Raw genomic sequence first — 18708 nt, 5'->3', positions numbered from 1 at the left:
TCTGCATAGTGTTACAGCGCTGCGACCGCCGGCTGGCGCGCGCAGCGTTCTTCGTGCATGGCAATCGCGGCGTCGATCTGCCGCAAATACGTGCGTTCTTCCAGTAAGGCCTGGCGCGCCTCATAGGGCGTCGTCGGGATGAAACGGATGGCGGCGTTCAGGCGAACCTGCGCGAGCTTCCATAGATCGGCCTGAATCACCGCGCCGATCTTCGGATAGCCGCCGGTGGTCTGCGCATCGCTCATCAGCACGATCGGCTGGCCGTTCGGCGGGACCTGAATCGTGCCGGGCAACACGGCATGCGAGAGCAGATCGCTTTTCTGGGTGCGCTTCAGTTCAGTGCCGGCGAGGCGGTAGCCCATGCGGTTGCTGTTGGGTGTGACCAGCCATTCATCGGACCAGAACGACTCGTGCGCTTTTTCGGTGAAGCTGTCGTATTCGGGACCTTGCAGCACGCGGATCGGCACCGCCCACGGCACGCCGGACGGATGCCGGCCGCGCCGCAGCGGCTCGTGAACCAGCACGAATTTGCACCAGGCGGGCGCCTTCACGCCGAACTCGGGCGCTTCGGGCGTAAAGCCGACCTGGCCGCGCTGCAGCGGCGCGCCGACCGGCAAGCGATCGCCGTCGCGTAGCGCCCGGCCGCCGAGTCCGCCGAAATGACCAGAGATATCGGTGCTGCGCGAGCCGAGCATCGGCAAAACGTCGATGCCGCCGGCGATGCAGACATAGCCTCGCATGCCGCGTTTGGCCGCGTTCAGCACCAGCTCCTGGCCGGCCTGCACCGGCAGGCTCCACCACGAATAGACCGGCTTGCCGTCGAGGGTCGCGCCGAATTCGGTACCGGTGATGGCTACGCGTGTGGCGCGCAAAAAGCGCAGCACGGTCGGGCCGAAGGTAATTTCCAGACCGGCCGCATCGGGCCGGTTGCCGACCAGCCGGTTGCCGACTTCGAGCGACAGACGATCGAGCGCGCCCCCCATGGCGACGCCGAGGTGCCGGTAGCCGTGGCGGCCGAGATCCTGAATCGTGGTCAGAAGGCCCGCGCGAATGACATCGATCATGCGTGTATCCCCGCGACGGTAAAGCGCACCCGGTCGCCCGGTTGCAGCAGGGTGGGCGGACGGCGAGCGGGATCGAACAGCGGCAGTTCGGTGCGGCCGATCAATTGCCAGCCGCCGGGGGAGGTTGCCGGATAAATGCCGGTCTGTTCGCCGCCGATGCCGACCGAACCGGCCGGCACTTCCAGCCGCGGCGACGAACGGCGCGGCGTATGCAGAGCTTCATTGAGCCCGCCCATATAGGCGAAGCCCGGTTGGAAGCCGAGGAAAAACACGACGTATTCGCCGTCCGCATGACGTTGCACGACTTCACGCACGCTCAGGCCGGTGTGATTGGCGACCGCCTGCAGGTCGGGGCCGAACTCGCCGCCGTATTGCACCGGGATTTCAACTTCGCGGCCGGAGGCGGGCACGTCGCTCACCGCACTCCAGGCTGCTTGCAGATGGCTCACCAGCGCGTCGCGGTCGGCCTCGAGCGGGTCGAACACGAGCGTCAGATTGTTCATACCCGGCACGACCTCCAGCACGTGCGGCCAGTCGCGCGCAGCCTCGGCGGCCGCCCACACGCGCCGCTGGCAGTCCAGCGTGGCAGGCGGGGGCGCCTCGCAGACTAGCGCGGCGTCGCCGAGCGGGAAAATTCTTGGTTGGCTCATCGCTTAATGGCCCAGATCGAGTCGGAGATGTCGAGCATATCGAACCCTATGGATATTTATCGGCACAGGGCACGGGATGTTTGAAGCGTACATTATCAATAAAATATCAACAATTTATCTATAAGCGTTTTCGCCAAGCTCCCCGGAATGGGTCGCTCGTCGTACACTCCCGACACCTTCCCATCCTGTTTCTCGAGAATCTTCACCATGTCGCGCCATCCCACCAAGATCGTGTCCTCGGAACATCTCGTGTCTGACACAAGCGCGGAGCTGTCCGAACTGGAGTACGCGCTCATCATGGCCGGCAATGCATTCAACCGCTGGATGGTGCGTTGCATGTCGGCGGCCGGCGAAAAGGACATGACCGCGATCGAAGTCTCGCTGCTGCACCACGTCAGCCATCGCGAGCGGCGCAAGAAACTGGCGGACATCTGCTTCGTGCTGAACATCGAAGACACGCACGTCGCCACTTACGCGTTGAAGAAGCTCGTAGCTAGAGGGTATGTAAAAAGCGAAAAGACCGGCAAGGAAGTGTTCTTCTCGGCGACCGATGCGGGCCGCGAGCTTTGCCTGAGGTACCGCGAGGTGCGCGAGAGCTGCCTGATTTCGACGCTGAAGGAAAGCGGCCTGACCAACGAGCAGATCGGCGAGGCGGCGCAACTGATGCGCAATGCGTCCGGACTGTACGACACGGCCGCGCGGGCGGCGGCGTCTTTATAACAGTGGCCGGCCTCGGCGGCTGATGAGGGATGCGCCTCGTACGGCGCGGTTCAAACGCTTAATCCGCCGGATGTGGATAGAGGCCGGCTTCCGTCACGATCAGATCGAGCGGGATGTCGTGGGCTTCGCGCTGCAACGCGTCCGTGCGGCACGCTTCATAGGCGATGCCGACCGTGACCGGCTTCTTCGCGCCCGGCCATGCAGCCAGCGTGCGGTCGTAGTAGCCGCCGCCGTAGCCGAGGCGGAAGCCGTCGGCGTCAAAGCCGACACACGGCACGAACAGCAGCTCGGGAACCACGACACGGCCGGAGGTGGGTTCGGCGATCTTGTGATGGCCGATCTTCATCGGCGTATCCGGCGCCCATGCGTGGAATTCGAGCGGCACGCCGCGTTCCTTGATGATCGGCAGACTCGCCTCGCGTTGCGTGTCCGCCGCCAGCCAGATCGCAATCGCGGTGCGCGCGTCGAATTCGCCCGACAGCGGCCAATAGAATCCCACGCTGCTCACGCCGTAGCGCTTCAACGCATCAAGAATGCGACGGTTGAGCGCGGCGTTGTGCGCCGGCTCGGAAGCCGCTTGTAGCCTTGCTTCCAATAGCATTCGACGCAGTGCCTTTTTCGATTCTGCGACAGGGTTGCATGCTATGCTTGGGTTCAATTCGCGCTCCAGAAACAACGATGTCAAAACGCCTCTATCGAGTATATCGCGCGGCCGGTCTGGCGCTTGCCGCTGCGGCACTCGTCGCGTGCAGCACGGCCTCGGCCGTCAAGCCCATTCCCCTTTCGCAACTCACGAACGACGACCAGACCTTCGTCCAGCTTCGCGAAGCAGCCCGCACAAATGACGCGGCGCGCGCAGCGCAACTGGCGAGCATGATCCCGAACTACCCGGCGCCGTCGTATCTCGAGTACTTCCAGATCAAGCCGCAGTTGTTCGATTCCAGCGGCCATGCGCGTATCGACGCGCCGGACGCACCCGTGCTGGCGTTCCTGCAAAAGTACGACGGGCAGGCGATCGCCGACCGCATGCGCAACGACTACCTCACCGTACTCGGTGCGCGTCACGACTGGCGCAACTTCGATCAGCAATACGCGCGTTTCGTGCTGAATGACGATACGCAGGTGAAGTGCTACGCGCTCGAATCGCGCGCCGCGCGGGGTGAAAACGTCGCGGCCGAGGCGCGTGCGCTGCTGGTCGATCCGAAGTGGTACAGCGACGGTTGCGTCGATCTGATCACCTCGCTGGCGGTCAACCAGCAATTCAGTTCCGACGACGTCTGGCAACAGATCCGTCTCGCGTACGAACAGAACTACACCAGCACGGGCAGCAAGCTTGTCGATGCGCTCAGCAACCAGCCGCCCGACCCGGTGCTGTTCGGCCAGGCCACGAGTACGCCGCCGTTGCTGCTGGCGCGCGGTGTCGGTCCGGATACGCAATCGCATCAACTGGCGTTGCTCGCGATCACGCGCATGGCGCGCAACGACCCGGCCATGGCCGCGGCCACGTTCGCTTCGGTGGCGCCCTCGCTGAGTTCGCCAGAGCGTGCGATCGGCTGGGGCACGATCGCTTATCAGGCCGCCGTCAAACAGATGCCGAGCGCGGTGGACTGGTACCGGCTTTCGGTGAATGCACCGCTGTCGAACCCGGCGTACGAATGGCGCACCCGCACCGCGCTGCTCGCGGGCGACTGGACGATGGTGCGCTGGTCGATCGAACAGATGCCGGCGGCGTTGCGCAACCAGCCTTCGTGGGTGTACTGGCATGCCCGTGCGCTCAAGCAGGCCGGCGACACAACCACGGCCAATCAGGAATTCGAGTCGATCTCGCAGGGCTTCAACTTCTACGGCCAACTGGCTTCGGAAGAGCTCGGCCAGAAGATCACCGTGCCGCCGAAAACCACCGTGACGGACGCCGAAATCCAGCAGGCCGGCAGCACGCCGGGCTTCGATCTGGCGCAGCGTTTCTACGCGCTGAACCTGCGGCTCGAAGGCAATCGCGAATGGAACTGGCCGCTGCGCAACATGAGCGACCGGCAACTGATCGCCGTAGCCGAGTACGCGCGCCGCATCGAGTTGTATGACCGTACCGTGAACACGGCGGACCGCACGAAGAGCGAGCACGATTTCTCGCTGCGTTATCTGTCGCCGTTCAAGGATATCGTCGAGCGCGACGCGCAGTCGAATGGGCTGGATGTGGAATGGGCATACGGGCTGATTCGCCAGGAGTCGCGCTTCATCATGAACGCGCGCTCGGAAGTCGGCGCGAGCGGTCTGATGCAACTGATGCCGGGCACTGCGCAACTGGTGGCGAAGAAGATCGGCCTCGGCCCGATTTCGCGCGAGCAGATGAACGACATCAACACCAACATCCTGCTCGGCACGAACTACCTGTCTATGATCTACAATCAGTTCGACGGGTCCGCCGTGCTGGCCACCGCCGGTTATAACGCTGGTCCCGGCCGTCCGCGCAACTGGCGGCAATCGTTGCAGCATCCGGTTGAAGGCGCGATCTTTGCCGAGGCGATTCCGTTCCAGGAAACGCGCGACTACGTCAAGAATGTGTTGTCCAACACGGTCTACTACGCGGCGTTGTTCGAAGGCCGTCCGCAATCGCTGAAGGCGCGTCTGGGTTATATCGCACCGTAAGCGCCGTGCCGCCGCCGCGTCATGTCTTCTGATGCGGCGGTGCGCCACGCCAGCCGTTGCCGCGGCTTCCACCAGGGAGTCGAAAATGCGACATCAAGCCGTTGCGGTTATCGGCGGTTCCGGTTTTATCGGCAGCTATCTCGTCAATGCTCTCGTTGAAATGGGCAAAGACGTGCGCATCGCCACCCGGCGCCGCTACAACGCCCGCCATCTCACCCTGCTCCCCATCGACGTGATCGAAGCCGACGTGTTCGATCCGGTGCAGCTCGCGCGTTTCGTCGAAGGCGCCGATTGTGTGATCAACCTCGTTGCCACGCTGCATGGCAAACGTGGCACGCCCTATGGTCCGGAATTCGCGCGCACGCATGTCGAATTGCCGACCAGAATCGTTGCGGCTTGTGAAGGCAAGGGTGTGCACCGGCTGATTCATATCAGCGCGCTCGGCGCCGACCCGAACGGGCCGAGCATGTATTCGCGCTCGAAGGGCGACGGCGAAAAAGCCGTGCACGTGGCGAACCTGGCGTGGACGGTTTTCCGGCCGTCCGTGGTGTTCGGTCCCGAAGACCAGTTTCTCAACAAGTTTGCGTTTCTGCAGCGGATGTTTCCGGTGATTCCACTTGCCATGCCGGATGCGAAATTCCAGCCGGTGTACGTCGGCGACGTGGCGAAAGCGATTTGCAACGTGCTCGATCTCGATGCGGCTAGTGCCCATACCTATGAACTCGGTGGCCCGACCGTCTATACACTCGAAGACCTCGTGAAGTATTGCGGCGATGTGATCGGCCGGCATGCGCGGATTATTCGCCTGCCGGAAGCATTGGCGCGCCTGCAAGCGCTGACGTTCGAAATGGCGCCGGGCGAACCGGTGATCTCGCGCGACAATCTCGATTCGATGAAAGTCGACAACGTGTTGAGCGGGCCGCTTGCGTCTGAACTCGGCATCGAACCCGCCAGCATCGAAGCGATCGCCCCCGTATATCTGACCGGCGCATCGGCGCGTTCGCGCTTCGACGCATTTCGCGCCAGCGCGGGGCGCTGAATCTTTTTTCAACTTCCTTTTATACGAAGCATGAAGCTGCTTATCGGTGACAAAAACTATTCGTCATGGTCGATGCGTCCGTGGCTGCTGTTCAAACATTTCGGCATTCCATTCGAAGAGGTGCTGATTCACCTGTATGTGCCCGGCACGAAGCCCGCGATCCTGGCGTACGCGCCGACGGGCCCGGGCAAGGTGCCGTGTTTGATCGGTGACGACGGAGTGGCCACGTGGGATTCATTGGCGATCGCCGAAACGCTGGCCGAGCGCTTCCCGCAGCATGCGCTCTGGCCGCGCGACCCGGCGGCGCGCAGCCACGCGCGCAGCGTGAGCGCCGAGATGCATTCGGGCTTCGGCGATTTGCGCTCGAACATGTGGATGAACATTCGCGCGTCGTTTCCCGGCAAGAACGCCACGCCGGGTGCGTTGGCCGATATCGCGCGTATCGAGGCGATCTGGCGCAACTGTCTCGACACCTATGGCGGGCCCTTCCTGTTCGGCGAGTTCGGCATTGCCGACGCGATGTACGCGCCGGTCGTGATGCGCTTCAAAACGTGGCGGCCGGCGCTATCGGAAGCCTCCGCGGCCTATGTGGATCGCGTGGCGGCGCTGCCGGAGGTGAAGGCGTGGATCGACGACGCGCTTCAGGAAACGCACACGATTCCCTATCAAGACGTATGTCCATGAATATCTACGCGGTAGGCGGAGCCATTCGCGACGAGTTGTTGGGCGTGCCGGTGCAGGATCGCGACTACGTGGTGGTTGGCGCGACACCCGAGCAGATGGTGGCGCAGGGTTATCGTCCGGTGGGCAAGGATTTCCCGGTATTCCTGCATCCGCAGACTCACGAGGAATATGCGCTCGCGCGCACCGAGCGCAAGACGGCCGCGGGCTATCACGGCTTCCAGTTTTTCTACGCACCGGATGTCACGCTCGAAGAGGATCTCGCTCGCCGCGACCTGACGGTCAACGCGATGGCGCGCGAAGTACGCCCTGACGGTGAGCTGACCGGCCCGGTGATCGACCCGTTCAATGGCCGGGGCGATTTACAGGCGCGGCTCTTCCGGCACGTTAGCGCTGCGTTTCTCGAAGACCCCGTGCGGATTTTGCGGATTGCGCGGTTCGCGGCGCGCTTCGTCGACTTCACCGTTGCGCCGGAGACGATGGCGCTGATGCGCGCGATGGTGGCCGACGGTGAAGTGGATGCGCTGGTGGCCGAGCGGGTGTGGCAGGAGGTGTCACGCGGGTTGATGGAGAAGAAGCCGTCCCGCATGTTCGACGTGCTGCGGGAATGCGGCGCGCTGGTGCGAATCCTGCCGGAGATCGACGCGCTGTTCGGCGTGCCTCAGCGGGCTGATTACCACCCCGAAGTGGACACGGGCGTCCATGTGATGATGGTGCTCGACCATGCTGCGCAGCAGGGGTACGCGTTGCCGGTTCGGTTCGCGGCGCTCACGCACGATCTCGGCAAAGCGACGACGCCGGATGATGTATTGCCGCGGCATATCGGGCATGAGGGGCGCAGTGTGGATTTGCTGAAGCCGTTATGCGAGCGGTTGCGCGTGCCGAATGAATGTCGCGACCTGGCGCTGCTGGTGGCGCGGGAGCATGGGAATATTCATCGCGTGATGGAGATGGGGGCAGCTGCGTTGGTGAGGTTGCTTGAGCGCAGCGATGCTATCCGGAAACCGGCGCGTTTTGCCGAGGCCTTGCAGGCGTGTGAGGCGGATGCTCGTGGGCGGCTCGGGTTTGAGATGCGGGAGTATCCGCAGGCTGAGCGGCTGCGGGTTGCGCTTGTCGCTGCGCGAGGCGTGGATGCTGGGGCTGTGGCTAAGCGGCTCGCTGACTCGCCTGCGGGGATTAAGGATGCGGTGCATGCGGAGCGCGTTCGCGCTGTTGAGGTGGTTCTTGTGTGAGGGTTTGGTTTTTTTGCCTACGGCGGGGGTGTTTGCCTACGGCGTTGGGCTTTGCTTGAGTTGGTTGCCTGCTCGGCGCGTTTTTCTGTGCGCGTTTGGCGTTGGGATTTCGTTGTCTGGTTGCCTACGGCGTTGGCCTTTCCCTGTTTTGTTATTGGTTTATTAGCGTCGCCCCTGTGCGGGGCAGGCACCTACTTTTCTTTGCCTGCTGCAAAGAAAAGTAGGCAAAAGAAAGCAGCTCACACCGCTAACTCCTAAGCGGGTCCCCCGCACAGCCACAGTAGTGGTGCATCTGGAATCTGTGCCCTCGCGCATTCGGCCTCAGTGACACAGCAGTCATACTTCCCGCCTCGCACTACGTGCTCGCCGGAAGGGTCCATCGGGAACCCGGGACTTCGTTTGAACGTGGTGAGGGCCATCGGTTTTGCCTCGGCCGCAACCGCCGCCGACACTCAGGCGATTGGCGTCAAGGACGGCTGGGTGCTTTGGGAAGACCACCGACGTCGAGCATAGCCAGCAGCGTGCGAAGCGCGCCTGGACGCTAAAAACAGCAAGCTGCATCTTGAAGTACCACGGTGAAGTACCGCAGTGAGGTACCACTGTGAAGTATCACGGGCAGCGAACTCCGGTAGCGGTTTTGTAAAGTGCCGCAGGCATCGGGCGCGGCAAACGGCAATTTGAGGTGCCGCGGGTTCCGGATAGAGGGCACTCCGTGAATTACCCCTGAGCGTAAAAACGCTGACTGGTTCGATGAACGACCGCCACGGCGCGCGCAGCGCCGCCGGAAGTATGATGGCCTTGTCACGAACGTCGAATGCGCGAGGGCACAGATTCCAGATGCACCACTACCGTGACTGTGCGGGGGACCCGCTTATAAGCGGGCGGGGTGAGCTGCTTTCTTTTGCCTACTTTTCTTTGCAGCAGGCAAAGAAAAGTAGGTGCCTGCCCCGCACAGGGGGCAATCCACAAAATATCTTCTTTCCCGCAAACCTCTTGTCTGGCATGGGTTTCCGCGATTTTGCCGTTCACCGGAAGAAGATTTTTATTTGCATCAGGACAATCTGAGGACAATTTCTGCGGCTTTCCTGCAACACACCAGCGTCTCCCGGTGCACACCCATACACAAAGAAACCCGCCGAAGCGGGTTCTGGCTGTCGAAGCCGTTTATACCACGCCGGGACAGCGGCGCAGTCAGTCAACCGTTTCCGCTTCCTCTTCAAACACGTCGAGCGTACCGCGCACGCCGGGCCTATGCAGGAGCGACAGGACGCGCGCCGAAACCTGTTCGTCTCCCGGGTAGACCTTGACCCGGAATGTGTACGCGACGGTGCCGCCCTCCCTGGGTACGAACGTGATCCTGTCCAGCTTCGCGTCGGTGAACGGCAGGTCGTCGTCATGATCGCTATCGCTGAATGTGAAGTCAGCAGGGAAACTGCCCGACCAGTGCAACGTCCCTAACTGGGGGTTGCGCAGGCGCGGCGTGTGATCGGGGTCAACCAGATCACCGGTTCCGTCCGCATCATAAAGCGAGCGGCGCAGCGTGGACGACAGCCGGTCGAGTGACGTATTCGGGAGGTCGGTCGTGATTATCAGATCAAGGGCCAGCACTTCGTCATCGCCGTGATACTCCGTGCGCGTATTGATGTGCTCAACCCTGACCGGTTGATTTTCGAAGGTCATCATCGCGCGCCCCTCAATCGGACGGCGGCTCTTGCCGCGCCCAGCGGTGTGCTTCGCCGAGATATGCCCGTTTCTCCCGTTGCAGGATTTCGAGCACCAGTATGCTTACAACGTCGCTGTCGATGTCTGCAAGCGTGTTGACTGTCTCCAGCACAACGAGCGCGCCCGCGTAGAAGCATGCGCGCATATCAGAGACCTGCCCGTCAGACAATGTTGCCGGTATCACCTGACGTCTGAAGCGATCCCAGCCCTCGCCAATCGTTACCGTATTCATTGTGTTCATTGCGCGCCCTCCATCCTGTGGCGTTTCGTTACATAGAACTCTTCCAGTTCTTCGCGCTGGCCTTCGTCCGGCACGCTGCGTATCAGGTTGGCGGCAACGTCGAGAAGGCCAGTTGCATCGGCTTTTTCAAGTCCGTCCATGACCTGCGCGAAGGTCATCGCGATCGGTTCCGCGTCAGTTACCTTCCTGCCCGCCTGCGAAGCGGCACGCGCTGCTGCAAGCCTGTCGCTGTACGCGGTGCGCGCAATCTCCTTTTCCTGACCGGTGCGCAACTTCATGGCGAGTTCGCCCGCTGCGGTGAGTTCACCGGCGCTCCGTGCCTCTGCAATCCGCTTCAGGACTTCATCCAGCGTCGGCACGGTTTCGTGTGGTGGCGCATTCCTGCTCATGCGCTGCTTGACGCTGTTGGTGCGCGACGATTCACGCGGCGGGTCGGGCCGCACTTCTTCGGCTATTCCCATATCGTGCACGCCGCCGTCGATCACTTCCAGTTCGTCAGGCGTGCGCACGCCGAAAACAACTTCGGACGCGTGCAGGCGTGACCAGCGCTTACCGGACAGGTAAGCAATCTGCTGCTTCGGGTCGTCCGCCCATAGTGTCGAGTTGCGTACGCGCGCCTGCTTCATCAGGATCGTGAGCACACGCGGTTCGCGCTCGCCCCTGAGCGTCGCGAAGCAACGCACGCCAAGCCTATCTTCGTCTTCGATGTTCCACGCAGGCACGCGATACCGGACAGGCTCGCCGTGTTCGTTCTTCTTCGTCTTCGACTCGCGTTCAGCGAACTGTCCGACGATCTTTTCCCACGGGCCGAACCATTCCCAGTTGATACGGTCCGCCAGCAGGCCGGAGGTGTTGACGGCGGCGATGACTAGCTGCGCTTCATAGCCGATCTGATTGTTGACGAAGTGCGTCTTTGCTGCGACCGCGAATGGGTTCATGTTCCAGGTCAACGCTTGCAATGTCACTGCCGCACAGTTGCCCGGATTGTTTCGATAAGGCTCCGGTACGGTGATGCCGGCTGTGGACATCAGCATCGCGAAGCGCTCGACATACCCAAGGGTATCGGCGTTAAGTTCGAATCGCGTGCCGCTCAATAAGGTGTTGTCGCTCATAGCGTATTTCCCTCATGCAATCGCCGCTTCGCGGCTAGATAAACCACGTAGGCATCGGCGGATGTCGCGTACCGTCCGAGATTTAGCTTTTTCCCTCCTGCTGAAATCTGCGCAAGATACCTTCCTCGCGAAACGTCGTAACTGACGCCAAGCAGCCCTGTTGTGTTGTCGCTGCGGGCTGAGCGCTGATTCTGGGAATTGATCGATGGTGTTGCATCGCGCAGGTTCTTCCAGCGGTTATTCGAGGTTTTCCCGTCGCGATGATCGACGGGGCCTGACGGCCAGCCGCCGGTCATATAAAGAAAGGCGAGCCGATGCGCCTTGTAGTTTCGACCGCAAATATGTATTTGCACATAACCACCGGCATCGAGGCTGCCCGCTATCCGATTGGCGACAGCTTTACCGGACCGGGTTACACGATTGATGAATACCCCGTTGTCAGGGTTATAACTCAACAACTCGCGAAGACGCGGAGCAGTCAACTGTGTGCTCATTACACGCTCTCCCTGGGCTTGCTGTAGGTCAGCGTCGTGTAATCGCAGTCCTCGACGCTGTACGCGGAGCGGTGCACGACCTTGCGCCGGTATGCGCCGCCATTCGGCAGGAGACCGACAGCGGCCTCCCCCATCGCGTGCAGGAGGTGCGCGCGTGCGCCGTCGCTGACGGCCTGATACGACTTGACCTGTTCGTCGGCTTCGATACGCACGTAATGCCAGTCCATCAGCGAAGCATCGAGCCTGACGGTTTCGCCGGTTGTGCCCGGATAAAGCCGCTTCAGGATTTCAACGGCGTGCCGGTGCGAGTAGTCGAACGGCGGTGGTTCGCCGGTTTCCACGAACGTCCAGAACGTCATTTCCTGGTCAATCAGCAGTTCGGAAAATTCGGGGTCGCGCTCAATGGTGTAGGTCACAAGACGGTTGCCACCGACCACCGCGCCAAGGTGCCAGGCGTCGTAATCGAGTACCGTCAGATAGTGATGGCACTGGCACAGGTATTCGACCGGAACCTGGTCGGAACCCTGATCGCCCCATTCGCCGGAGAATCTGAAAAAGTCGGCGTTGACGTTCTTCGCTTCGAAGCCTTCGCGGCGGCCTTCCACCAGCCGGTCAACCGACGCCGCCATAAAGGGATACTTCGGGTGGCGGATGATCTGGTTGCGACGGCGCAGGCGCACGCCCATGCGATGCGCAAACATGTCGGCTGCAATTGCTTCCATTGCCTGGCCGAAGCGGATCGCTTCGTTTTCTTCGCGCTCGCCCGCTGTCTGCCCGGTCTTGTCCAGCCACAACTCATAGGCTGTCTGATAGCGCGACTGCCCGATAGCGGCGGCCGCATCGCTGCCGCCGACGCCCTTGCGGCGCTCCGCAAGCCATTCGTCCCTTGAGTTCATGGGCTTTACCCTTTGAGCGAAAGACCACGCAGTGCCAGCGTGTCGGCAACGCAATGCGCTGAGTACTCGCCGATGCCCTGAATCAGTTGCAGGTCATGCAGACTGTGCGCGCACAGTTCGCCTATTGACCAGATCCCGGCCGCCTGAAGCCGGTTGGTGATCCGTGCCGTCACGCCGAGCACCGTAACCGGCTGTTGAGCGAGCAGCGCGCTGACCATCGGGCTACGCTGTGAGAGGTCGAACGTACTCATTGCAGCGGCTCCGGCAGGACGCGAACGAACACCGTCCACAGACCCGTTTCGATGTCGCGGTACTGACCGGTGATGACCGGCATGCGGCTCGCCTGGAGCGAGTCCCGGACAGTCAGCGCATGGCGGTAGGTCACGTCGCTATCGGGTCCGCGAACAACGTGTATTTCGCCGCCGCTTTCATGTGGCATCGCCCAGGTCTCGACAAAACTGTTTTCCACGCGTCCACTCCTTGACTCAGGCACGATTAAGGATACGCACGCGGTCAGATATTTTTCAAGTGACCTATGAAGCGAGGACGAGACATTGTTTTTAATTATGTGGCGCAAGCCGGATTGAATTGTCCATTAACAATCAATGCGTTATTAGCAATCCTGAGCAACTTTCCTGCTGGCTGCATTTTCCAGTCGTGATGACGTAGGTGTATGTCCCAGATCCCTTGATTTTTCGGCTGAAACGTCAGAACACATCAGTGCACTACCGTGGACAATTAAAGCAAACTGTATTAATTGACCGCCGGCCTTTTAGCGGCTAATTTTAATTCATGGAATCTGACCGGCGATTTAAAAAAAAGACAACCGTAAGGCCACATTCCATAGCGTCGATTGCCTGATGTGGTTGAACCGGAGAATGGTCGTGGTTAGAAACTCGCCAGTCCCGTGGGCGGCTTACCTCTGTACAGGTGAACAGGGTGCCGCGTCGCGCTCCTTCGCGTAGGGGCGAACATGGCACGCGCCCGCAACATCAAGCCCGGCACGATGGAAAACGAAGCGCTCGCGGCGTTGCCGCCGTTGCACCGGCTGCTCTGGATTTACCTGTGGATGCTTGCTGACCGCGAAGGACGGCTCGAAGACCGGCCGCAGCGTATCAAGGTCAAGGCACTGCCCTACGACAGCGCAAACGTTGATGCGATGTTGCGCGACCTCCATCAAGCCGGATTCATCATCCGCTATGCGGTGAGCGGACGCCGTTTTATCCAGATCGTGAATTTCGCGAAGCACCAGAAGCCGCACGGTAATGAGGCGGAAAGTGAAATTCCGCCGCCCGAAACCGCTGATCCAGCACCCGCCGAAGCGGTGGGCGCTGGCGACGTGCGCGGCGACGAAGGACTTACGACCATGGTAGTAAGCCCTTCTGATTCTGGTGATAAGGACTTTGCACCAGAAGAACAAGCACTTGGCCCTTGTATCTCTGATTCTCTGATTGATGGATTCTCTGATTCTCTGAAGAAAAACAAAACCGGCGCACGCGTGCCGCGTGCTTCCCCGCGCTTCGATGCGCGGGGACACCTGTTCGCCGCTGGCGTCGATCCGAAAATCGCCGGGGACTGGCTGACACTGCGCAAGGCGAAACGCGCAAGCGTCACCGAAACCGCCATGGCGGGCGTCGAACGCGAAGCGGCAAAGGCCGGAATCACGCTCGAAAATGCGTTGCGCATGTGCTGCGAACGCGGATGGGCGGGCTTTCGCGCGTCATGGCTCGACCGTGACGGGCACGCCTCACGCGGGCCGCCGCACGGCGCACGCGACGGCGCGCCGCTGGATTCGCTTGATGGCCCCTCGCTCGATGCAATGGCACGCGAGTTCGGCATTGCGGCGGCGCGACCCGGCGAGAGCATGTCCGAGTTTATCGGGCGGCTCAAGGCGGCGCAGAGAGGCCGCAGGCTGCACTAGGCGACAGGTGCGAACGTGAGCGACGAAGCGGAAACGGCAACGGACAGCGCAGGCGGCGAATGTGACCCGCGCTGGGGGCTGTGCGTGTGTCCGGGTTGCCCTTTGCTGGGTACGCTCGGACGTGGCGGCGAGTGGGTCTGCTTCTGCCACTTCGACGCCGACTGGGGCGCACGCGATTTCGTGACCGCGGTCATCCGCCGTCATTTCGCGGTCTATCGCGCGGTGCTCGACGTTCGCCGGGGTTTTGTGTCGGAGCGCTGGCCGCAGGCGTATCGCGAAGCGCAACAGCGGTTGATCGAATCCGGCTATGCGGACCTCCTGCCCGATGCGCGCGACGTGTCGCCTTACCGGCCCGGCCACCCGATTGTGCAGCAATGGCTCGCCCGTCTTGAGCGCTTTCTGCGCGACGCGGTGCGCGCGGCGCTGCGCGAACGCATGGCGGATGCAGCGGCCAACAGCAGTATCGCGAAGCGCCCGCCACCTTCGAGTCGCGATTGTGTTGCGCGGATGCGGGCCACGCTCGCGCCGCTAGCGCATCGTGCGCCGTCTGCGAAGTGGGCCTTTGATCTGCTTGACGGTATCGCCGCCAGGCCAGCCAATGCACCGTCGCCCGAAGCCGTACGGATTGCCCTCGATGCGATCAGTTCGCCCGCAGGCCGCGCGTATATCGCGAATGCGACGGACGAACAGCGCGGGCGCTGGCGGGCCGCGCTCGGAATCATCGGCGGCGGCGCTGCCGGCCTGATCCCCTCACGCGTGCCTGGTGAGGATGACGAACCTGTTGAAGTTGGGGTGCAGCATGATCCGGTTTGAAAGCGATGCACGCACACGTGGCGAGCAGATGGTGCTGCGCATGATCCTGCGCGGCGAAGGGATCGCACATTCCGACTGGCATTCACTGCGTGCGCAGGATTTCTCGCACGATCTGCACGGCCAGATCTTCCGGCATGCCGAACGCCTGGCAGAGAGGCGCGTGCAGCACGACCCCGCCGCGGTATTTGCCTCGATGCGCAGGGAACGTCACGGATGCGTGCAGGGTGTCGCCGGATATCTGGACTGGCTGGCGGGTGACGATCCCTGCTTCGCAACCGGCCGCCTGAAAGCGCTGCTTGCATTCCGTGACGCGCTTGACGCGCAGCACGAAGCCGGAACGCAGCCCAAAGCGATGCGGGGCAGCAGGTGAATGCGCGTCTACTGGTATCGCTGCAATCACCGACGGCGGGCGTATATCGCAATGACCGTTGCGTGCGCGAACGGCATATCTATCACGGCATCAACCGCACGAACCCGCGTGCCGAAATCGTTGTTGAGCTGATGGTGGCGCAACAGGTGCAGTTGCCCGGCTTCCCTGCGGCGGGGGGCCTATGACCTGGTATTTTTCGCGGGCCATGCTCGAAGCCTTCGCGCGTCAGCGGGAGGAACCATGCGCGATGACGGAACCCTGCGCGAACTCGTGCTGTTCGCCGGTGCCGGTGGCGGAATTCTCGGCGCAAAACTGCGTGGACATCGCATCGTGTGCGCCGTCGAACTCGACGCCTACGCCCGATCTGTACTCATCGCACGGCAGAACGACGGGACGCTCGAACCGTTTCCGATATTTGAGGACGTGCGTGAGTTTGACGGACGCGCATGGTGCGGCTGTGTTGACGTGGTATCGGGCGGCTTTCCGTGCCAGGACATCAGCACGGCCGGACGCGGTGCCGGAATCGGTGGCGAACAGTCAGGACTGTGGCGCGAAATGGCGCGCATCGTTCGCGAGGTACGACCGCAGTTCGTGCTCGTGGAAAACAGCCCAATGCTCACTGTTCGCGGACTCGGAACCGTGCTTGGAGACCTGGCCGCGATGGGGCTTGATGCGCGCTGGGGCGTGCTATCCGCTGCCGGTTGCGGTGCCCCGCATATCAGGGAACGAATCTGGATACTGGCGCACTCCGCTTGCCGCTGACGCCAGCGACGGAAGACATAACGGCCGCGGCGATCCCGGGCTGAGTGCTGAAGTCAGGCTGTGGCCCACGCCGGTCGCGAACGATGCGAAAAAGCGTGGCGATTTCGACGCGGCCAATCCACGCAATGGTCTGCCTGCTGCCGTGCGAACGTGGCCGACGCCCATGAAAACCGATGCGGCGGGCGCATCGCCGGGCCGCCTGCGACGCCATACGCCGCAACTGTGCTGCCATGCGGACGGCGGGCCGCTCAATCCGGCGTGGGTCGAATGGCTTATGGGCTGGCCCGTGGGATGGACGGACCTCGCGCCGCCCGGTGCCGCGCATTTCGACGCGTGGACGCGCCAGCACGGCCCACACGCCGCTGGCGAGCCTGATCCATGGTTCGGTATCGACCCGGCGACGCTGGACCCCGGCGCGCCCGGATTCGTGCCGCGCATGGCACAAATGAAGGTGCCGCATCGCGCGAAGCGCATCGAGGCACTGGGTAACGGCCAGGTGCCGCGCTGTGTGGTGCAGGCGTGGCGCGTCCTGTGCGACGCCTTCGCGGCGAACGATGACCGCGCCGACGCGCCTCGCCTTGCGGCAGGTGGCGACCCATGAAACTCACACAACAAATCCGGCGCAACACGTGCCCGTCTTTCCCGACGCAAGAGAGGTACGCAATGAAACCGTTAGAACTTCATCCGCTGTGCGCGCTGTTTCCCCGGCTTGCGCCAGTCGATTTTGACGTGCTACGTACGGATATAGCGGCGCACGGATTGCGCCAGCCCATCGTTACGTTCGATGGAATGATCCTGGACGGCGGCAACCGCTACCGCGCGTGCATTGAGGCAGGTATCGAACCCGTTACGATGCCACTGGGCGACGACGATCCGCTCGCCTACGTGCTATCTGCGAATCTGCGTCGCCGCCATCTTTCGCCAGGCCAGCAGGCCACCATTGTGGCGGCGGCGTCAGACTGGCAAAAAGCGCATCCGCGCGGCGGGAACGGGAGCAATCAACACCGTCAAAAAGAGCAAATGCGCAACGTTGCGCATTTGCTCACTGCGAAGCAACGCGCAGCGCAATCTGGCGCATCCGTACGGACACAGCAATCCGCCGACCGGATAGCGAAGGTTAGTCCAGCACTGGCGCAGAAAGTCGCGCACGGCGAAATCAGTCTGCCGCAGGCGGTGGCAACCGTCATGCACAACGCGGCAGCGAGCAGCCCGAGCCAGCAGAAAAGTCGCAGCAATAGCCGTCCCCCTGCGCGGCCAAAGAAAGGCAGGAAAGCTGACGCGATGCGCAATGAACTGGCCGAAGCCGCTGCGCGTGGTGTTTCGATGCTCTGCACCTATGCACGTCTGACCCTGAGTGCAATCCAGGCGCAGAGCGAATTTTCCCCTGAAGAAAGCGTGCTGCTGGCGCAGATTGCCTGCGCTATCCGTCAACGCGAAATCGGAGTGAGCGAACATGAAAACTGAAATGGTGAACGTGACACCAGCCATCGCACGCGACTGGCTCCGAGGCAATGTGCGTAATCGCGGTATCCGGCGTGGCTGGGTCGATACCCTCAGGGCAGCATTTGCGCGCGGCGAATATGTCGTGTCGCATCAGGGAATTGCGTTTTCAGAAAACGGCGAACTGATCGACGGCCAGCACCGCCTGACGGCCATTGCGGAGTTACCGGACGGCTACAGTTTCGCGATGCTGGTCACTCGCGGGCTGACGCGCGACGAAGTGTTCCGCGTGGTGGACTGTGGTTACAGGCGTACGACGGCCGATATGATCGGACGCGACCGGCGCGAAGTGGAAGTCGCGCGCCTGATCTACTCGATTTTTTCCAGTGGGCCAGCGACACCAACGGCACTGATTCCGGTCTGCGAACGTATCGCGCCCTGGCACCGTGACCTGCTGACTTTTTGCGGTGCATCGGTGCGAACGTGGAGTAGCGCCCCGGTACGTGCGGCCGCCGTACTCACGATGATGGACGATGGAGACAGCGATTACGTGCGGCTGGTTTATCGCGCGCTGGTGACGAACGATCTGGCGACCATGCCGCGTTCAGCACACGCCCTGGTGAGTGCATTCCTGCGCGGCCAGATAAAGGCGCGCGAGCCTTACGACCTGTTCTGCCGGTGCCTGAAAGTGTTCGACCCGGCGAAGGCGTCGCTGACGAAAATCCAGATAAATGACCAGGCCGCGATGATTGCGAACATGCGCGGGTTTGTCGTCGTGTCGGTTTTCGGGGAGTTGCCGAAAAAGAAAAAGGCCATGACAAACGCCACAGCCCCGAAGGGTGTTTCCGAAGACAATCATACACCCTGGGTGGCGCGTCTGCCATTGCACTGATCGCGAGCGCGTC

The 18708-nt window shown here is 62.0% G+C and carries 23 protein-coding genes; 13 read left to right on the top strand and 10 right to left on the bottom strand.

Features of this window, described 5'->3' with window-relative positions; genetic code table 11:
- Positions 1-11: 11 nt before the first annotated feature.
- Both ACOSV0_RS19280 and pxpB read right to left on the bottom strand, forming a co-directional pair.
- A complete protein-coding gene (locus tag ACOSV0_RS19280; RefSeq protein ID WP_434107690.1) occupies positions 12-1064 on the bottom strand; it encodes a biotin-dependent carboxyltransferase family protein in 1053 nt (350 codons plus the stop codon).
- Positions 1061-1714, bottom strand: coding sequence for a 5-oxoprolinase subunit PxpB (pxpB, locus tag ACOSV0_RS19275; protein ID WP_434107688.1), 654 nt, complete (start codon positions 1712-1714; stop codon positions 1061-1063). The genes ACOSV0_RS19280 and pxpB overlap by 4 nt, the downstream gene beginning before the upstream one ends.
- Before the next feature lie 207 nt (positions 1715-1921).
- Here pxpB and ACOSV0_RS19270 point away from each other — a divergent pair, with 207 nt between their 5' ends.
- Entirely contained in the window at positions 1922-2434 is a 513-nt protein-coding gene (locus tag ACOSV0_RS19270) for a winged helix DNA-binding protein (RefSeq protein WP_120346476.1), read from the top strand.
- Positions 2435-2492: 58 nt separating this feature from the next.
- Here the strand turns inward: ACOSV0_RS19270 and ACOSV0_RS19265 are convergent, their stop codons facing one another.
- Complete coding sequence (locus tag ACOSV0_RS19265) at positions 2493-3035, bottom strand: 5-formyltetrahydrofolate cyclo-ligase (protein WP_434107687.1); 543 nt, start codon at positions 3033-3035, stop codon at positions 2493-2495.
- A gap of 77 nt (positions 3036-3112) precedes the next feature.
- Between ACOSV0_RS19265 and ACOSV0_RS19260 the strand changes: the two genes are divergently transcribed.
- The 4 genes from ACOSV0_RS19260 to ACOSV0_RS19245 all read left to right on the top strand — a co-directional run bounded on the left by ACOSV0_RS19260 (position 3113) and on the right by ACOSV0_RS19245 (position 8032).
- Complete coding sequence (locus tag ACOSV0_RS19260) at positions 3113-5080, top strand: transglycosylase SLT domain-containing protein (protein ID WP_434107686.1); 1968 nt, start codon at positions 3113-3115, stop codon at positions 5078-5080.
- Positions 5081-5165: 85 nt separating this feature from the next.
- Positions 5166-6119 carry a complex I NDUFA9 subunit family protein gene (locus tag ACOSV0_RS19255; RefSeq protein WP_434107685.1) on the top strand — a complete coding sequence of 318 codons (954 nt, stop codon included), beginning with the start codon at positions 5166-5168 and terminating at the stop codon, positions 6117-6119.
- A gap of 30 nt (positions 6120-6149) precedes the next feature.
- Positions 6150-6803 carry a glutathione S-transferase family protein gene (locus tag ACOSV0_RS19250; protein ID WP_434107683.1) on the top strand — a complete coding sequence of 218 codons (654 nt, stop codon included), beginning with the start codon at positions 6150-6152 and terminating at the stop codon, positions 6801-6803.
- Positions 6800-8032, top strand: a complete 1233-nt coding sequence (locus tag ACOSV0_RS19245) for a multifunctional CCA addition/repair protein (protein WP_434107681.1) — start codon at positions 6800-6802, stop codon at positions 8030-8032. Before ACOSV0_RS19250 ends, ACOSV0_RS19245 begins: the two co-directional genes overlap by 4 nt.
- 1191 nt (positions 8033-9223) lie before the next feature.
- Here ACOSV0_RS19245 and ACOSV0_RS19240 read toward each other — a convergent pair.
- Genes ACOSV0_RS19240 through ACOSV0_RS19210 form a run of 7 tightly spaced genes read right to left on the bottom strand, consistent with a single transcriptional unit; the run spans position 9224 to position 12966 of the window.
- A complete protein-coding gene (locus ACOSV0_RS19240) occupies positions 9224-9715 on the bottom strand; it encodes a hypothetical protein (RefSeq protein WP_434107680.1) in 492 nt (163 codons plus the stop codon).
- Between the two features lie 10 nt (positions 9716-9725).
- Positions 9726-9995 (bottom strand): hypothetical protein, encoded by a 270-nt coding sequence (locus ACOSV0_RS19235; protein WP_434107679.1) that lies wholly within the window; start codon positions 9993-9995, stop codon positions 9726-9728.
- Positions 9992-11107, bottom strand: coding sequence for a RecT family recombinase (locus tag ACOSV0_RS19230; RefSeq protein ID WP_434107678.1), 1116 nt, complete (start codon positions 11105-11107; stop codon positions 9992-9994). The genes ACOSV0_RS19235 and ACOSV0_RS19230 overlap by 4 nt, the downstream gene beginning before the upstream one ends.
- Entirely contained in the window at positions 11104-11601 is a 498-nt protein-coding gene (locus ACOSV0_RS19225) for an HNH endonuclease (protein WP_434107677.1), read from the bottom strand. The genes ACOSV0_RS19230 and ACOSV0_RS19225 overlap by 4 nt, the downstream gene beginning before the upstream one ends.
- The gene (locus ACOSV0_RS19220) at positions 11601-12497 is read right to left on the bottom strand and encodes a YqaJ viral recombinase family protein (protein ID WP_434107676.1); all 897 of its coding nucleotides are present in this window, start codon (positions 12495-12497) and stop codon (positions 11601-11603) included. Before ACOSV0_RS19220 ends, ACOSV0_RS19225 begins: the two co-directional genes overlap by 1 nt.
- Before the next feature lie 5 nt (positions 12498-12502).
- Entirely contained in the window at positions 12503-12748 is a 246-nt protein-coding gene (locus tag ACOSV0_RS19215) for a DNA-directed RNA polymerase subunit alpha C-terminal domain-containing protein (protein WP_434107675.1), read from the bottom strand.
- Positions 12745-12966 (bottom strand): hypothetical protein, encoded by a 222-nt coding sequence (locus ACOSV0_RS19210; RefSeq protein ID WP_434107674.1) that lies wholly within the window; start codon positions 12964-12966, stop codon positions 12745-12747. Before ACOSV0_RS19210 ends, ACOSV0_RS19215 begins: the two co-directional genes overlap by 4 nt.
- A gap of 537 nt (positions 12967-13503) precedes the next feature.
- Between ACOSV0_RS19210 and ACOSV0_RS19205 the strand changes: the two genes are divergently transcribed.
- The 8 genes from ACOSV0_RS19205 to ACOSV0_RS19170 all read left to right on the top strand — a co-directional run bounded on the left by ACOSV0_RS19205 (position 13504) and on the right by ACOSV0_RS19170 (position 18695).
- Positions 13504-14418: a hypothetical protein gene (locus tag ACOSV0_RS19205; protein WP_434107673.1), complete on the top strand. Its 915-nt coding sequence runs from the start codon at positions 13504-13506 to the stop codon at positions 14416-14418.
- Positions 14419-14433: 15 nt separating this feature from the next.
- Entirely contained in the window at positions 14434-15231 is a 798-nt protein-coding gene (locus ACOSV0_RS19200; protein ID WP_434107672.1) for a hypothetical protein, read from the top strand.
- A gap of 28 nt (positions 15232-15259) precedes the next feature.
- Positions 15260-15601 carry a DnaB-like helicase N-terminal domain-containing protein gene (locus ACOSV0_RS19195; protein ID WP_434107671.1) on the top strand — a complete coding sequence of 114 codons (342 nt, stop codon included), beginning with the start codon at positions 15260-15262 and terminating at the stop codon, positions 15599-15601.
- Complete coding sequence (locus tag ACOSV0_RS19190; RefSeq protein ID WP_434107670.1) at positions 15598-15786, top strand: hypothetical protein; 189 nt, start codon at positions 15598-15600, stop codon at positions 15784-15786. Before ACOSV0_RS19195 ends, ACOSV0_RS19190 begins: the two co-directional genes overlap by 4 nt.
- 55 nt (positions 15787-15841) lie before the next feature.
- Positions 15842-16363, top strand: a complete 522-nt coding sequence (locus ACOSV0_RS19185) for a DNA cytosine methyltransferase (protein ID WP_434107669.1) — start codon at positions 15842-15844, stop codon at positions 16361-16363.
- A 163-nt stretch (positions 16364-16526) separates the two neighbouring features.
- Positions 16527-16964: a hypothetical protein gene (locus ACOSV0_RS19180; protein WP_434107668.1), complete on the top strand. Its 438-nt coding sequence runs from the start codon at positions 16527-16529 to the stop codon at positions 16962-16964.
- 62 nt (positions 16965-17026) lie between these two features.
- On the top strand, positions 17027-17827 hold the full coding sequence (locus tag ACOSV0_RS19175) for a ParB/RepB/Spo0J family partition protein (RefSeq protein WP_434107666.1): 801 nt from the start codon (positions 17027-17029) through the stop codon (positions 17825-17827).
- Positions 17817-18695 carry a hypothetical protein gene (locus tag ACOSV0_RS19170; RefSeq protein ID WP_434107665.1) on the top strand — a complete coding sequence of 293 codons (879 nt, stop codon included), beginning with the start codon at positions 17817-17819 and terminating at the stop codon, positions 18693-18695. Before ACOSV0_RS19175 ends, ACOSV0_RS19170 begins: the two co-directional genes overlap by 11 nt.
- Positions 18696-18708: the final 13 nt, after the last annotated feature.

Source organism: Paraburkholderia caffeinilytica (genome assembly GCF_051027425.1).
GTDB classification, from domain to species: domain Bacteria; phylum Pseudomonadota; class Gammaproteobacteria; order Burkholderiales; family Burkholderiaceae; genus Paraburkholderia; species Paraburkholderia caffeinilytica_A.
Note: the sequence above shows the minus strand (reverse complement) of the source record. Positions and strands in the feature narration are given on the sequence as shown.

Excerpts from the sequence above, each read along its gene's own strand:
- ACOSV0_RS19280 (WP_434107690.1), bottom strand. The coding sequence starts at position 1,064 with ATGATCGATGTCATTCGCGCGGGCCTTCTGACCACGATTCAGGATCTC.
- pxpB (WP_434107688.1), bottom strand. The coding sequence starts at position 1,714 with ATGAGCCAACCAAGAATTTTCCCGCTCGGCGACGCCGCGCTAGTCTGC.
- ACOSV0_RS19270 (WP_120346476.1), top strand. The coding sequence starts at position 1,922 with ATGTCGCGCCATCCCACCAAGATCGTGTCCTCGGAACATCTCGTGTCT.
- ACOSV0_RS19265 (WP_434107687.1), bottom strand. The coding sequence starts at position 3,035 with ATGCTATTGGAAGCAAGGCTACAAGCGGCTTCCGAGCCGGCGCACAAC.
- ACOSV0_RS19260 (WP_434107686.1), top strand. The coding sequence starts at position 3,113 with ATGTCAAAACGCCTCTATCGAGTATATCGCGCGGCCGGTCTGGCGCTT.
- ACOSV0_RS19255 (WP_434107685.1), top strand. The coding sequence starts at position 5,166 with ATGCGACATCAAGCCGTTGCGGTTATCGGCGGTTCCGGTTTTATCGGC.
- ACOSV0_RS19250 (WP_434107683.1), top strand. The coding sequence starts at position 6,150 with ATGAAGCTGCTTATCGGTGACAAAAACTATTCGTCATGGTCGATGCGT.
- ACOSV0_RS19245 (WP_434107681.1), top strand. The coding sequence starts at position 6,800 with ATGAATATCTACGCGGTAGGCGGAGCCATTCGCGACGAGTTGTTGGGC.
- ACOSV0_RS19240 (WP_434107680.1), bottom strand. The coding sequence starts at position 9,715 with ATGATGACCTTCGAAAATCAACCGGTCAGGGTTGAGCACATCAATACG.
- ACOSV0_RS19235 (WP_434107679.1), bottom strand. The coding sequence starts at position 9,995 with ATGAACACAATGAATACGGTAACGATTGGCGAGGGCTGGGATCGCTTC.
- ACOSV0_RS19230 (WP_434107678.1), bottom strand. The coding sequence starts at position 11,107 with ATGAGCGACAACACCTTATTGAGCGGCACGCGATTCGAACTTAACGCC.
- ACOSV0_RS19225 (WP_434107677.1), bottom strand. The coding sequence starts at position 11,601 with ATGAGCACACAGTTGACTGCTCCGCGTCTTCGCGAGTTGTTGAGTTAT.
- ACOSV0_RS19220 (WP_434107676.1), bottom strand. The coding sequence starts at position 12,497 with ATGAACTCAAGGGACGAATGGCTTGCGGAGCGCCGCAAGGGCGTCGGC.
- ACOSV0_RS19215 (WP_434107675.1), bottom strand. The coding sequence starts at position 12,748 with ATGAGTACGTTCGACCTCTCACAGCGTAGCCCGATGGTCAGCGCGCTG.
- ACOSV0_RS19205 (WP_434107673.1), top strand. The coding sequence starts at position 13,504 with ATGGAAAACGAAGCGCTCGCGGCGTTGCCGCCGTTGCACCGGCTGCTC.
- ACOSV0_RS19195 (WP_434107671.1), top strand. The coding sequence starts at position 15,260 with ATGGTGCTGCGCATGATCCTGCGCGGCGAAGGGATCGCACATTCCGAC.
- ACOSV0_RS19185 (WP_434107669.1), top strand. The coding sequence starts at position 15,842 with ATGCGCGATGACGGAACCCTGCGCGAACTCGTGCTGTTCGCCGGTGCC.
- ACOSV0_RS19180 (WP_434107668.1), top strand. The coding sequence starts at position 16,527 with ATGAAAACCGATGCGGCGGGCGCATCGCCGGGCCGCCTGCGACGCCAT.
- ACOSV0_RS19175 (WP_434107666.1), top strand. The coding sequence starts at position 17,027 with ATGAAACCGTTAGAACTTCATCCGCTGTGCGCGCTGTTTCCCCGGCTT.
- ACOSV0_RS19170 (WP_434107665.1), top strand. The coding sequence starts at position 17,817 with ATGAAAACTGAAATGGTGAACGTGACACCAGCCATCGCACGCGACTGG.